The organism is Rickettsia asiatica (assembly GCF_007989425.1).
In the GTDB taxonomy this organism is placed as follows: domain Bacteria; phylum Pseudomonadota; class Alphaproteobacteria; order Rickettsiales; family Rickettsiaceae; genus Rickettsia; species Rickettsia helvetica.
Map to the genome: position 1 here is coordinate 232221 of NZ_AP019563.1, position 13212 is coordinate 245432.

Consider the following 13212-nt stretch of genomic DNA (forward strand, 5'->3'; position numbering starts at 1 on the left):
GCCGACTTGATTGCGGTATGACATTTGGTATAGAGAAAACATCAAGAACTCAATTTCTCCTTTAAAAGCTGATTCACAAGCGTCGGATTAGCCTTACCGCTGGTTTTTTTCATTACCTGCCCTACAAAGAAACCGAATAATTTATCCTTACCACTTCTATATCCCTCTACTGATTCAGGATTTTCAGCTATTACCTCGTCAATTACCGTGTTTAGCACGTTATTATCCGAAACTTGTACAAGTCCTTTTTCCTCTACTATTTTATCAGGTGCTTTACCGGTTTCAAACATAATTTCAAAAACGGTTTTTGCAATTTTACCGGAAATAGTATCATTTTCTATTAATTTTACCAGTTTTGCAAAGTTACTAGGAGTAATTTTGCATTCATTTATTCCTATCGATGCTTTGTTTAATTGTCCGAACAACTCACTAGTTAGCCAATTAGTAAGCATTTTAGGGTTACATTCATTTGCTGCTTTCTCAAAATACTCAGCAACTGATTCATCGGCTACTATTACTTCGGCATCATATTTACTTAAGCCAAATTCCTTCGTATATTTCTCAATCTTTTGATCAGGTAGCTCAGGTAAGTTTGCTTTTAGCTCGTTTATTAACTCATCAGAAATAACAAGTGGTAATAAATCGGGATCAGGAAAATATCTATAATCCAGTGCTTCTTCTTTTAAACGCATAGTTCTTGTTTCGCCGCTATCGGCATTAAATAAGCGTGTTTCTTGAATTATTGCTTCACCGTTTTCAAGTAAGTTTACTTGTCTTTTAGCTTCAAATTCTATTGCTTTAATGATGTTACGAATTGAATTAATATTTTTAATTTCGCATCTTGTACCTAGTGGCTCGCCGCTACGTCTTACTGAAACATTAGCATCACAACGCATCGAGCCTTTTTCCATATCACCGTCACAGCTGCCGATATAACGTAACAAATTTCTCAGCTTTTTTACAAATTCAGCCGCTTCTTCTGGTGATGATATATCAGGTTCGGTCACAATTTCCATAAGCCCAATACCGGCACGATTCAAATCGATAAAGCTGTAATGTGGTGATTGATCATGCATAGATTTACCCGCATCTTGCTCCAAATGCAAACGGTTAATACGAATAGTTTTAAGATCGCCGGTACTAGTCGGTATTTCCATAGTGCCATTTTGTACTATAGGATAGTAAAATTGTGAAATTTGGTAACCTTGCGGCAGATCGGCATAAAAATAATTTTTACGATCAAATACCGAATATTTATTTATTTTAGCTTTAAGCCCAAGCCCTGTTTTAATTGCTTGGTGTACACAATGCTTATTTAATACCGGTAACATCCCGGGCATTGCTGCATCAACATAGGAAACCTGCGAATTTGGACTTGCTGCAAAAATAGTACTACTGCCTGAAAAAAGCTTAGATTTTGAGGAAATTTGAGCATGGATTTCAAGCCCTATTACATATTCCCATTTCCCTGTATTACCTTCAATATATGCCATAATTAAAAACCCTTTGGCTCAAATTTAATATGTTTTACACCTGACTCAATTATCGATGCTACTTTCAAAACATTATATTCGTCTAATTGTTTACCTATAATCTGCATCCCAAGAGGTAAACCTCGTGCCGATAATCCAGCAGGAACCGATGCACAAGGTAAACCGGCTAAACTTGCAGGAATAGTGAATAAGTCGTTTAAATACATAATAGTCGGATCATTTTGTTTTTCACCGATCTTAAAAGCTTCGGTCGGTGCTGCAGGTAACAAAATGGCGTCAACTTTTGCAAAAGCATTATTAAAATCGTTTGCAACTAAACGACGTACTTTTTGAGCTTTTAGATAATATGCATCCATACAACTAGATGAAAGCACATATGTTCCAATCATAATACGGCGTTTTACTTCCTCCCCGAATCCGGCTGATCTAGTCATTTCATACATTTCGTCAAGCGCCATATTTTCACGTTCTACCCGAAGACCGTATCTAACACCGTCATATCTAGATAAATTTGAAGAAGCTTCAGCCGGTGCTATTACGTAATAAACGGCAACACCGTATTTAGCATGCGGCAAAGTAATATCAACTATTTCAGCACCGGCGTTTTTAAGTAGCTCTATGGTATCCTGCCACATTTTCATAATATCAGGTTCAATAATACCGCCTTCACCAAGGCTAAGAGGTACGCCTATCTTCATATTTTTCATAGAACTTCCGATAGCGGATTGTAGCTCTGGAACTTCTGCTTTAATCGAAGTAGAATCTTTTTCGTCAAGCCCCATCATCACTTCAAGCATAATGCTACTGTCTAAAACGCTTCTAGTAAATATCCCTGCTTGATCAAGTGAGCTAGCAAACGATACCATCCCGTATCTTGAGCAACGTCCGTATGTCGGTTTAAATCCAACTAAACCCGTAAAGCTTGCAGGTTGACGTACCGAGCCGCCCGTATCGCTACCAAGAGCAGCGGATGCCATGAAGCCGCTAACTGCCGCAGCTGAACCGCCTGAAGAACCGCCTGGAACTAAATCTGCATTATCATCATTTGCTTTCCAAGGGCTAATTACATTTCCAAAACAACTAGTAATATTTGCTGAACCCATCGCAAATTCATCCATATTAGTTTTGCCGAGCATCACACCGCCCTTATCAAAAATATTTTGTGTAACGCTTGATTCATAATTAGGTATAAAATTTTTCAGTATATTAGAACATGCCGTAGTTCTAATTCCTTTCGTACAGAAAAGATCTTTAGCGGCAAACGGGATACCTTCAAGGGTTCTTGCTTTATTTTGAGCATAATTTTGATCGGCTGCTTCAGCCTGTTTTAAAGCTAAATCAAAAGTTTCGGTAACATAAGCATTTAGGTTTTTATGCTTTTCTATTTGTTTAATATGTGCATTAACTAATTCCTTACTTGTAAAATCTTTATTTTTTAGACCTTTTACACTGTCTGCTACTGTTAATTTGTTTAGTTCCGTCATAATTATTTAACAATCTTTGGAGTGATAAAATATTTTACTGCTTTAGCAAGCTGAGCACTATTTCCGCTTACATTATCAAATAATTTATTTGATAAATCAGAACTCGTAACTTCATCCTCTCGCATTCTAGCATTCATATTAGAAACCGAAGTTAAAGGCTCTATATCTTTGCAATCTATTTCATTTAAAATATCGATCATATCCATAATAGTACTAAGCTGAGTAGAAAATTTTTCTACAGTATCTTCTTCAAATTTTAATCTAGCTAATTTTGCTATTTTCTGTGCTTCTTCTTTTGTTATCATTATTCGCTCATATTTTCATTTTTTGCCGTAGAGTTTATACTTACAACCGAACTGTCGTTATTTTTTACTGTTTTATCGCTAAAAAAACATGGAGGGATAAAGTTTTTTGTATAAAGCAATCTTTCTAAAAAAGATGAGTCTGCAGGTAAAGAATTTGTAGTCTCATTAACAAATTTTACTGCTCGGATCATTGCATCCTTTTCATCTTCATCCACAATAAAAGCGGATGGATCTTGTGAATGCTTATTATTTAGTTTATCAGGATTTAATACATACCATTTTCTGTTGCGATCTTCTTCCAGGTAGCTTAAGATAATCATTGGCTGAAAAAGCCCAAAAATCCTGATCTACTACTTCAGATTTTACATATTGATAAAGTTTTTTAATAGCAAGTCCTGTTTCAATAAACTCAAACATAATTATAATCTTTCAATTTCTTCTTTAGTGAACATCATATATTTAACTATTTTATCTATAGGTTCTCATTATCTGCTAACATTTCTTTTGCTACTTGAATAGTTTTATCTTTTTCTCCCTTCTCTATCCCTTTTTTAAATCCTTCCGCTATACCTTCCATCAGTCCTTCTTCTTTGGCAGATTCGATAACGCTATATTTATCTCTAAACCATTTTAAATGATCTTCATAAGCTACACGTTCAGTTTCATTAAAGCTCATTATTTCCATAACTTCCAAAGCTTTTTTAATATGAATATCATCAAGTTCTTCCGGTAAATTATCTTTACTTAATAAGTCATTTCTACTTAAAAAAGCTAGCCATCTATCTAACGAATTTTTAACTTTGCCTATGATATCCTTTAATTCATCAGAATCAGAAGTAAATTTTGTTAATTCAAGAGTATGTATCTCAAAATCATGAAAATATTTATTTTTTGATTTATTTTCCATAATATGAAAAACATTGTGATAATTTTCTGCTGCGGCTATAATCTCAAAATTTAAAATATGAATAGCTATAGTTTTTGTAAGCTGAGAATAAGGAAATCCTTGTTGCATTTGCTCAGCATAAACTTTTGACCAATAATATAAAATTCTTTTATCATAATGTAGATCATCGCTAATTTGAATTTCAATATTAAATCTTTTCCCGTCTTGATTTTTAGCTTTAATATCTAATATCGATAGTTTATCTGTTTGGAAATTTTGAAAATTATAGGGATTTAATAATGTTATCTCTACTACTTTATCTTCTTCCGATACCACGGAATTAATAAGTGAAATAAGTAAATCTTTATTTTCTTCGACGCCAAAAAGTTTTTTAAATACGAGAGCTATTCTAGGAGTAAGAAACATATAATTAAACAGTCATTATTTCTTGTTCTTTTTGTTTTATTGCCGAGTCAACTTTACTGCTATAATCATCGGTTAACTTTTGTACTTGTTCAGATAAGCTATGATGCTCATCTTTTGCAATAATATTATCTTTTTCTAGCTTTTTAAGTTCTTCATTGCCATCTCTTCTAATATTACGTAATGAAATTTTAGTATCCTCACCATATTTATGAGCAAGCTTTACCAGTTCTTTACGTCTTTCTTCAGTTAAAGCTGGTATCAGCAGTCTGATTAATTGACCGTCCGTTGCAGGAGTTAAGCCGAGATTTGCTATCGTAATTTCTTTCTCTACCGATGATACCATAGATTTATCCCAAACCTGCACGTTAATTGTTCGTGCATCAGGGGTTGATAGAGAAGCAACTTGTGAAAGCGTCATTTTACTCCCGTAAGCTTCCACGGTTACGCTATCAAGCAAATGAACCGAAGCTCTACCGGTACGCAGCCCTTTAAGCTCATGATCTAAAACTTTGAGAGCTTTCTCCATCTTTTCTTGTAAGTTTTTCTTTAAATTCTCTTTCTCCATTTTTATTTTATCCATACTAAATAATTATATTTTTATATATGTGAAGTATTTTAAGAATTAGATTTTATTTTGAGGGGTGAATACCCGCAGCCTATACTTAATCGGTGAGGATACGAACCCCTGATAAAATGAAAAAATAATTCTTATAAAGACGAGCAGTATATTATTCCTCAATTGTCGTATATTCCCCTTTATCCTGTATTACTCTAGCAAAATTTCCCTGTTCTTTTATTGAAAATACCCTTATAGGTAATTTATTTTCTCTTGCAACTGCAATAGCTGCCATATCCATGACTTGCAGGTTGTTAGTTATAACATCTTTATAGCTAATAGTGAAATATTTTTTAGCATCCGGATTTTTTTTAGGGTCGGAATCATATACGCCGTCAACCTGAGTTGCCTTTAATAAAATATCGCAATTCATTTCGATTGCACGAAGTACTGCAGCACTATCGGTTGTATAAAACGGGTTACCCGTGCCGCTGGCAAAAATTACTACTCGTTTTTTTTCCATATGTCTTTTAGCTTTGCGGCGAATATAAGGCTCGCATACGCTCATCATAGGAATAGCCGATAGAACTCTTGTATAGATATTGAGGCTTTCCATAACGTTTTGTAAAGTTAATGCATTAATCACCGTTGCAAGCATACCTATATAATCCGCTGAAGCTCGGTCCATACCGATGAGTGCTGCATTAATCCCGCGGTAAATATTTCCACCGCCGACTACAATAGCGACTTCTACTCCTAAATCGATAACTTCTTTAATATCGCCGGCAATCTTTTTTATTATGTCATATTCATGCCCAAATTGCTTGTCTCCCATTAAAGCTTCCCCTGAAACTTTAAGTAAAACTTTTTTATACTTTAGAGTGTTTATATCTGATATCATTTTCTACTTCAAGTTGTTTAATATCTGCTTAATTTTTTTAATCATTATACCTCTTTGTAGGTCGGTAATCGATGATTTATTGAGTGCATGCACTAATAACATATTATTATTTATATCAAGTGTTACTGTACCCGGAGTTAGAGTAATCGAATTACCATATATTATTTCGCCTATTTCTTCTAGTCCTTCTGCGTCAATCCATTCAAAAATCGGATCTATCCCTATCTCTCTTTGCCAAATTATTTTAATAACCGAGAAAGCCGATTTCCATATTTCTAATAATAACCAAGGAAAATATAATATAAATTTAATTTTAGTGAGCATTAACATTTCCGGTTAATTTGATATTTGAAGTAAAAGGTATCAGTAGCATTATAAATACAAATAACAGCCCTATCATATTAAATATATTATTTATTGCAATTACAAAAGCATCATTATTTAATTTGTTTGCTAATAACAAATATGATGCTTTTTCGGGACTCAGAACTTTTCTGCTTAATAATGCAGTATAAGAATCTAGCTGTTCTAATGCCATTATAGAAGTAGACGAGATATTTTCCGATAAATATTGCATAAAGGTTTTAGTATCATTAGTAAGTATAGTACTGATTATTGCAAGCCCTACCGCTCCTCCTAAATTACGAGTAAGATTATAAAGCCCGCTAGCGTTGCCTACTCTTTCTTTTGGCATATTGCCAAGAGCTATATTATTAGTCGGTATAAAACAAAACATTAATGAAAGCCCTCTAACAAATTGAGGAAGCACAAATGCAGCAAATTTAGAATCAGGCGTTAGAAAACTATTCAAATGACATCCAAGAGCAAACCCTCCAAGCCCTATAATAAGCATCAGGCGTAAATCTACCCCTAGCCCTAGCATTCTACCGGCGAGTGGTGCAGATAAAAATTGTGCTCCGCCCGTCACCATCATAGTAGCCCCGATTTGTAATGTATCATATCCGGCAATAGTAAAGAGAAATAGCGGTAATATATATACTGCCCCGTATAATCCGATACCCATAACGAACGAATAAAGGCAACTAAAAGTAAAGTCTTTATAAAGAAATGTTTTTAAATCTAAAATTGGATTAATAAAGGTTAGTTCTCTAATGATTAATAAAATAAAACCTAAAGCTACTGCAATACTTAAAAATAATATTAAATTATCCTCAAGCCAACCTTTTTTGTTTCCTTCTTCTAAAACATACTGTAATAAGCCGAGCGTTAAAGCCATTAATAATATACCGAGAAAATCAAAATTTTTCAGTAATTTATAATTTGGTTTATCAAAATCCCCATATAAAAAGACTACCATGCATACGAAAATACCAGGTATGACGTTTAATAAAAACATAAAATGCCATGATAAAATCTCCGTAATATATCCGCCGAGCGTAGGTCCTAAAGTAGGGGCAACAGTTACGACAAGTCCAATTAAGATAGTAACGGTAGGACGTTGCGATGCAGGAAAAATTATAAAAACGGTACTAAAGACCGTCGGTATCATAGCACCACCAAAAAATCCTTGTAATGCTCTAAAGATAATCATGGATTCAATATTAGTTGCAAGCGAACATAATACGCTCATAACCGTAAACCCTAAAGCTGCAATAAAATAAGAAATTCTGGTAGAAAGTAACCTTGCTAAAAAGCCGGTAATAGGAATAATGATAACTTCAGCTATTAAGTATGATGTTTGAACCCAAGAAAGTTCATCGCTTGAAGCGGCAAGACCTGCAGCTATTACAGATAATGAGCTAGCGACAATTTGAATATCAAGTACTGACATAAACATCCCGACAACCATACTAAAAAAGGCAAATAATTGCTTTTTAGAAAGAGCAGGCGGTTGTAAATTATCATTTGACATAATTAAATTATACGATTTAAATTAAATTTTGTATATAGAACCTAACAATATTATAAATTATTGTTGTCATATAAGATTTTTTTAGATGTTTTTTTAAAAATAAAGTTAATAAGTGACATAAAAATACGTGTTTAAAATAAAAAATTGTTGTACAACTTTTAATTTTTAATTAAACTATTTATTAGGATATAAGTAGACAAGACCTAATATATGGTAATCATTTTATTTATATTTAGCAAATAATAAATATGTGATTGATTTATTAAAAAATATTTACTATAATATTAATATTTATTAACTATAATTGATTTATCAATATGCAAAATCCAGCACAAAAAGTTATATCTTTTTCAGAACATAAATCTGATATAGAACGCATAAAGAAATCAATAGAAGAGGGGTGGATGATAGTAAAGCTAGTACCTAATAAAGACCGTTTTATCGGACTTTTAGAAAAGATTTCGCATGCTGAAGATGAAACAATCTATATTCCTCCAAGAAAAAAGATAATAGTTAATTAACACGAATAACGAATTATTACATAATCTGCTATTCAGCTTAAACAGTTGAATATAAAAGGTGAAAGGTGGCTTTCATCTTTTATATAAAGCTAAGTATATATTATTTTTTAGCAAAAACTTATAATTCTTTACAAAGTATAATGGAATTGCCTAAAAAAGTAGTTTTGTTTTACACAACTCTTTAAAAAGACCTTATTGTCATTCCCGTGTAGCATTGGTGTTGTTGCATGATCAATTCCACCCTGTCATCCTAGCTCATTTGTAGCGGGATCCAGTTTAAAATACTATGGTGACTTTACGGTTAATAAAGTTCATCACCGCAGTTGCTGCAATCTTGCCTATATTATGGCTTAGGGAATCACGAATGGCATCATGCTCTCTTGTTACTGTCTTACCGTTTAGCCTAACATTTGCTTGCTCTGCCGCTTTTGTGATAATCGTTATTGCCTGCTCCTTAATGTCATCAAGGATCAGTTCTATCTTTGAGATTGCATCAATGGTAGTGTTGCTGCCGCCTGCTGCACTCCATGAAGTAACACGCCAACAGAGTAATGGCTGCCTGCTGCACAAAACACTCCGCTAGATAGTGCGTTAAGCACTCTAGTATGCTTCGAGGTTTTGGTAATGTTGAAGCACGCTTGCTGCACCACCGCTTTTAATAACAATTCCTACTCTAAACAGCTGTAACCGCTTAAAAAGGTATACCGTTATGAGAATTAAGAGCCATAATAACGCTCTCCGCTATCTTATTCTCTATCTTCTGCTCTAAGCCGGATAATGCATTGTCATTTACAGCCTTTACTGCTAACTCCGTTACTTTCTCTATCGCTATTGAAAATTTCTAATTATGCAATAAGCAATATTCAATGATTTAATGCTTGTATCTCTTTTAAGTAAGGTGATTTTGTTTTTTTCAAAAAAGGTATTACTTTTTCTCTTAAGTCAGGTATCATAATTGCTATATCAACTAAAAGTGCTTCAGCATAATCACAAACACGGCTTTCAGCAAGCTTTAAAAATTTCTTAATAAGCGGTAATATTACATCAAAATTTATTTTTTGGAATCTGATTACTATATAGTTTAATCCCTGAAAAGCTGCTATATAGATATCTTCATTTTCTTCTTATAGAGAATATAAACAAACCTCTAATGCTTCATTATAATTTGAAGAGTTTTGACAGAAACTTAAAATAAATGCTATTTTTTCTTCTTTATCATTTAAGGAATATATTAAAGACTTATCAGTATACTTTTTTAGTTCTGTTCTAGTAAAAAATCAATACCATTTTTAAAGTATTCTAGGCAAATTTTTCTTCTTAACCCCACTACACGGTAAGTAATTGTTCCTAAGTATCAATAGTTTCATATTTTATTCGTTCACTATCACTTCTCAAATTTTTAAATAATATAGGTAATATCAACTCTCCTTTAATATTGTTAAATCTACGAACCACAATGTCTAAAGCTTGAATGGCTGCAGCTTGCAATAATTCTTCAGGATTTTTCAAATTTTTTATAATATAATTCATTGCTTCCTCATAATTTTCGTACATGCCTACATGGATAATATAGTAAAAAGATTTTTTCCATTCCGGAAAATTAGCTACTTCAGGCTATTTTTTGAATTCTTCCTCATTAGTTATCATATATTTTTATACCTTATACTATTTTATAATTTTACCATTTGTTTTTATTAGGTTATTTTTCATAAGGATATTTTTTAAAGCCGCTTTAGGTGCTGGACTTTTTGACCACTTGGATTGATAGTGATGATAAATTATTAGTATTTTAAGTTATTTTTCTGGATACCGTGGTTTGACCACGGTATGACACGAATGCGTTTTTCTATACATTATTAGTATATCAGGTTCTACCACACCTGTCACAAAATAGGGCTATAGTTTTATTTAGAAAATGGTGCCAATGTGGGGATTTGAACCCCAGACCTACGCATTACGAATGCGCCACTCTACCAGCTGAGCTACATCGGCTGAAAATATTATTATATTATGCTGAATTAGAAATTGTATGAATATTGCTCTTACAGCTTGTTTCCTTGTCATTGCGAGAAGAAACTGTAAGTTTCGACGAAGCAATCCAGTATAAAAATGCTAATTTTAGCATTTTTTGTTACTTTTTATGGATTGCCACGCAGCCTATAGCTGCTCGCAATGACGACTTGGTATCCATGCAGTAATGTTATAATTTAAAGATGCGTCGAAAATCTTAAATGGAAGTGCTGTGTATCATCATATTTCTTCTTCTTAACCGGGAAGCCCCAATCCATTCTGATCGGTGCAAAACGTGTTACCCAAATAAAGCCGAAACCAACAGAAGCTCTAAGCGATTTATCGTTATAAAAACCGTTTGGAGTTTGATATTGTTTCTTATTTAGACCTACTCCCCCAACGCTTCCTAAATCCATAAAGACTGCACCGGTTAAATTAAATTCCTCAGGTACAGGTGTTGGGAAATTAAGCTCTGTTGAAAATGTATAATATCGCTCCCCGCCAAGTCCTTCATTAGTGACCTTTTCACGAGGTCCAACCCCACCGCTTGCAAAGCCTCTTAAACTATAATCACCTAAATTAAAGCGATCGGAAATTCTAATAATTTTTCCTCCAAGCCCTGCAATATCACCACCGGAAGCAGATAATTTTAAAGTAAGCTTGTTATGTATAAAAGATTTATAATATTTACAGTCAATTTCATGTTTTATATATTTGTTATCACCTCCAACGCCGGCAAATTCTTGTGTGCCGCTTACTAAATAACCGTTCTTTGGAACAATTTTATTATCGGTTTGATCATAAGTAATAGTATGTCCTATAGCAGAAGTAATGAATCTTCCCATTTGTTCTTGTAAAAATATTGAACTTGATGGAGTAGGAGCACTTAGAATATCACGTTTGATTAAATAATCTATTTCGTGACCTAAATCCTCTTTAATTTCATAACCAAGAGAAGTTTTAACTCCTATAGAGTGTAACTTATAGCTTTGATCAGTTGTATTTAATACGCTAGCACCACGTCCTGTATAGTTTCTAAATGCGTTTACGCCAAGTGATAAATCACGATCTAAAAAGTGTGGTTCGGTAATACCGCCGTAATAGCTTGTAGTGTTTTTACTTACTTGTACACCGGCATTAAGCAGTGTACCGGTACCGACTAAATTACGCTCTAGGAAAGAGAAACGTCCGAATAAGCCGCCGGCAGTATTATATCCTAAATCAAAACCTATAGAGGAAGTAGATTTTTCATCAACTTCAACGTTAACATCATATTTATCTTTAGCTTTAGTTGGAGCTAAGCTAATTGCTACTTTCTCAAAATAATCTAAATTTCTAAGATTACGCTCACCTTTTTCAATATATGAACGGTTAATTATATCACCTTCTTCTGTTTTAAATTCTCTTCTTATAACATGGTCTTCAGTTTTAAGGTTATTAATAATATTAATTTTATTAATATAAACCTTATCGGCTTTCTCAATAATAAATTTAATATCTGCAGTATGATGAGCATTTTTCATTATATCCGGATAAACATTTACCGCAGGGTAACCGTTCGCTGTAAAATATTCTCCGATTTTTTCAGCTATATCATCAACCATTTTCATATTGAAAACCTTGCCTTGCTTAATATTAACAATTTTATTAAGCGGTGTTATATCTATATTAGTTAATTTATTGTCTATCGTAACATTACCGAAGCTATATTTTTCTCCCTCTTCAATGGAATAGGTAAGGGTGAAATATTCTTTAGTATTATTGAGTTCTGCCGATGCCGAAATTACTCTAAAATCTGCAAAACCTACAGATTGATAAAACCCTCTTAGTAATTCTTTATCATACTCCACTCTATCAGGATCGTAAGTATCGTTACTTTCTAAAAAACGAAACCAACGAGATTCTTTAGTTAAAACAATAGATTTAAGTTCTGAATCACTATAATTTTCATTGCCGCTAAAATAAATATATTTAATACCGGTTTTTGGTCCTTCTGCTATATCAAAAATAACCTTAACTCTGGTGTTTTCTAAATTTTCGATTTTAGGTGTTACTGTAGTAGCAAAACATCCGCTACGTTTATAAATTTCTAATATTTTCTTTACATCTAATTCAATTTTAGCTTGGCTAAGAGATTCGCCCGATATTGTATAAATTTCTTTAGCGAGCATATTAGTTTTGATTTTAGAATTACCGCTAAATACTACGCTACTTATAAAAGGTGTTTCAGTAACATTGACTATTAAATTACCCTCATTTGTTATATGCATATTTATATTTCTAAAAAGTGAGGTGGCATATAAACGTTTTATTGCTTCATCTTCTTTAGAATTATTATAGGTTTCTCCTACCTTAAGCTTTAAATAGCTCTCAATAGTAGAACGCTCAACCCTATGGTTACCTTCGATAGTTATTTTACGAATTACAGAGTCAGCTAATGAAATATGATAATAAAAAATCGTTAATAATAAAATTATTAACTTACTAATTGATCTGATTTTCACCTAAAACCTTCTTTAAGATTTAAATATTCTATGGTTTAATGCATTAGCTACAAATTCATCGTCATTGTGAGGAAAAACTGTAAGTTTTGACGAAGCAATCCAGTAAAAAATTCTGACTTACAGAATTTTTTTATTATTTTTTCTGGATTGCCACGCAGCCTACGGCTGCTCGCAATGACGATAAAGTTCTCCTACACTAATGCATTTAAACATAATTAATGTACTCCACTATAGTGGATAATATTAGTCAGAG

At 33.1% G+C, this 13212-nt stretch carries 14 protein-coding genes and 1 tRNA gene; 1 reads left to right on the top strand and 14 read right to left on the bottom strand.

Annotation, left to right across the window (positions count from 1 at the left end; genetic code table 11):
• Positions 1 to 41 precede the first annotated feature (41 nt).
• The 10 genes from gatB to RAS_RS01310 all read right to left on the bottom strand — a co-directional run bounded on the left by gatB (position 42) and on the right by RAS_RS01310 (position 7924).
• Positions 42 to 1493 carry an Asp-tRNA(Asn)/Glu-tRNA(Gln) amidotransferase subunit GatB gene (gatB, locus tag RAS_RS01270; RefSeq protein ID WP_147141613.1) on the bottom strand — a complete coding sequence of 484 codons (1452 nt, stop codon included), beginning with the start codon at positions 1491 to 1493 and terminating at the stop codon, positions 42 to 44.
• Between the two features lie 2 nt (positions 1494 to 1495).
• Positions 1496 to 2977, bottom strand: coding sequence for an Asp-tRNA(Asn)/Glu-tRNA(Gln) amidotransferase subunit GatA (gene gatA, locus RAS_RS01275; protein WP_147141616.1), 1482 nt, complete (start codon positions 2975 to 2977; stop codon positions 1496 to 1498).
• Between the two features lie 2 nt (positions 2978 to 2979).
• Complete coding sequence (gene gatC, locus RAS_RS01280) at positions 2980 to 3282, bottom strand: Asp-tRNA(Asn)/Glu-tRNA(Gln) amidotransferase subunit GatC (RefSeq protein ID WP_147141619.1); 303 nt, start codon at positions 3280 to 3282, stop codon at positions 2980 to 2982.
• On the bottom strand, positions 3282 to 3602 hold the full coding sequence (locus tag RAS_RS01285) for a hypothetical protein (protein WP_147141622.1): 321 nt from the start codon (positions 3600 to 3602) through the stop codon (positions 3282 to 3284). Before RAS_RS01285 ends, gatC begins: the two co-directional genes overlap by 1 nt.
• On the bottom strand, positions 3541 to 3699 hold the full coding sequence (locus RAS_RS08435; RefSeq protein WP_172616104.1) for a hypothetical protein: 159 nt from the start codon (positions 3697 to 3699) through the stop codon (positions 3541 to 3543). Before RAS_RS08435 ends, RAS_RS01285 begins: the two co-directional genes overlap by 62 nt.
• A gap of 55 nt (positions 3700 to 3754) precedes the next feature.
• Positions 3755 to 4594 (bottom strand): Rpn family recombination-promoting nuclease/putative transposase, encoded by an 840-nt coding sequence (locus RAS_RS01290; protein ID WP_232049266.1) that lies wholly within the window; start codon positions 4592 to 4594, stop codon positions 3755 to 3757.
• A 4-nt stretch (positions 4595 to 4598) separates the two neighbouring features.
• Positions 4599 to 5159 carry a ribosome recycling factor gene (frr, locus tag RAS_RS01295; RefSeq protein ID WP_147143896.1) on the bottom strand — a complete coding sequence of 187 codons (561 nt, stop codon included), beginning with the start codon at positions 5157 to 5159 and terminating at the stop codon, positions 4599 to 4601.
• A 163-nt stretch (positions 5160 to 5322) separates the two neighbouring features.
• The gene (pyrH, locus tag RAS_RS01300) at positions 5323 to 6051 is read right to left on the bottom strand and encodes a UMP kinase (protein WP_147141624.1); all 729 of its coding nucleotides are present in this window, start codon (positions 6049 to 6051) and stop codon (positions 5323 to 5325) included.
• A gap of 3 nt (positions 6052 to 6054) precedes the next feature.
• Positions 6055 to 6381, bottom strand: coding sequence for a monovalent cation/H+ antiporter subunit E (locus RAS_RS08945; RefSeq protein WP_147141625.1), 327 nt, complete (start codon positions 6379 to 6381; stop codon positions 6055 to 6057).
• Entirely contained in the window at positions 6365 to 7924 is a 1560-nt protein-coding gene (locus tag RAS_RS01310) for a DHA2 family efflux MFS transporter permease subunit (RefSeq protein ID WP_147141629.1), read from the bottom strand. The genes RAS_RS08945 and RAS_RS01310 overlap by 17 nt, the downstream gene beginning before the upstream one ends.
• 317 nt (positions 7925 to 8241) lie before the next feature.
• Here RAS_RS01310 and RAS_RS01315 point away from each other — a divergent pair, with 317 nt between their 5' ends.
• Positions 8242 to 8445 (top strand): DUF2674 domain-containing protein, encoded by a 204-nt coding sequence (locus tag RAS_RS01315; RefSeq protein WP_147141633.1) that lies wholly within the window; start codon positions 8242 to 8244, stop codon positions 8443 to 8445.
• A 276-nt stretch (positions 8446 to 8721) separates the two neighbouring features.
• On the opposite strand, the gene RAS_RS01320 is transcribed toward RAS_RS01315, so the two are convergent.
• The 4 genes from RAS_RS01320 to bamA form a co-directional block, all read right to left on the bottom strand.
• A complete protein-coding gene (locus RAS_RS01320) occupies positions 8722 to 9015 on the bottom strand; it encodes a hypothetical protein (RefSeq protein WP_147141637.1) in 294 nt (97 codons plus the stop codon).
• Positions 9016 to 9792: 777 nt separating this feature from the next.
• On the bottom strand, positions 9793 to 9999 hold the full coding sequence (locus RAS_RS09300; RefSeq protein ID WP_232049267.1) for a hypothetical protein: 207 nt from the start codon (positions 9997 to 9999) through the stop codon (positions 9793 to 9795).
• A 362-nt stretch (positions 10000 to 10361) separates the two neighbouring features.
• Positions 10362 to 10437 (bottom strand) — tRNA-Thr (locus RAS_RS01330).
• Between the two features lie 215 nt (positions 10438 to 10652).
• Positions 10653 to 12959 (bottom strand): outer membrane protein assembly factor BamA, encoded by a 2307-nt coding sequence (gene bamA / locus RAS_RS01335; protein ID WP_147141639.1) that lies wholly within the window; start codon positions 12957 to 12959, stop codon positions 10653 to 10655.
• Positions 12960 to 13212: the final 253 nt, after the last annotated feature.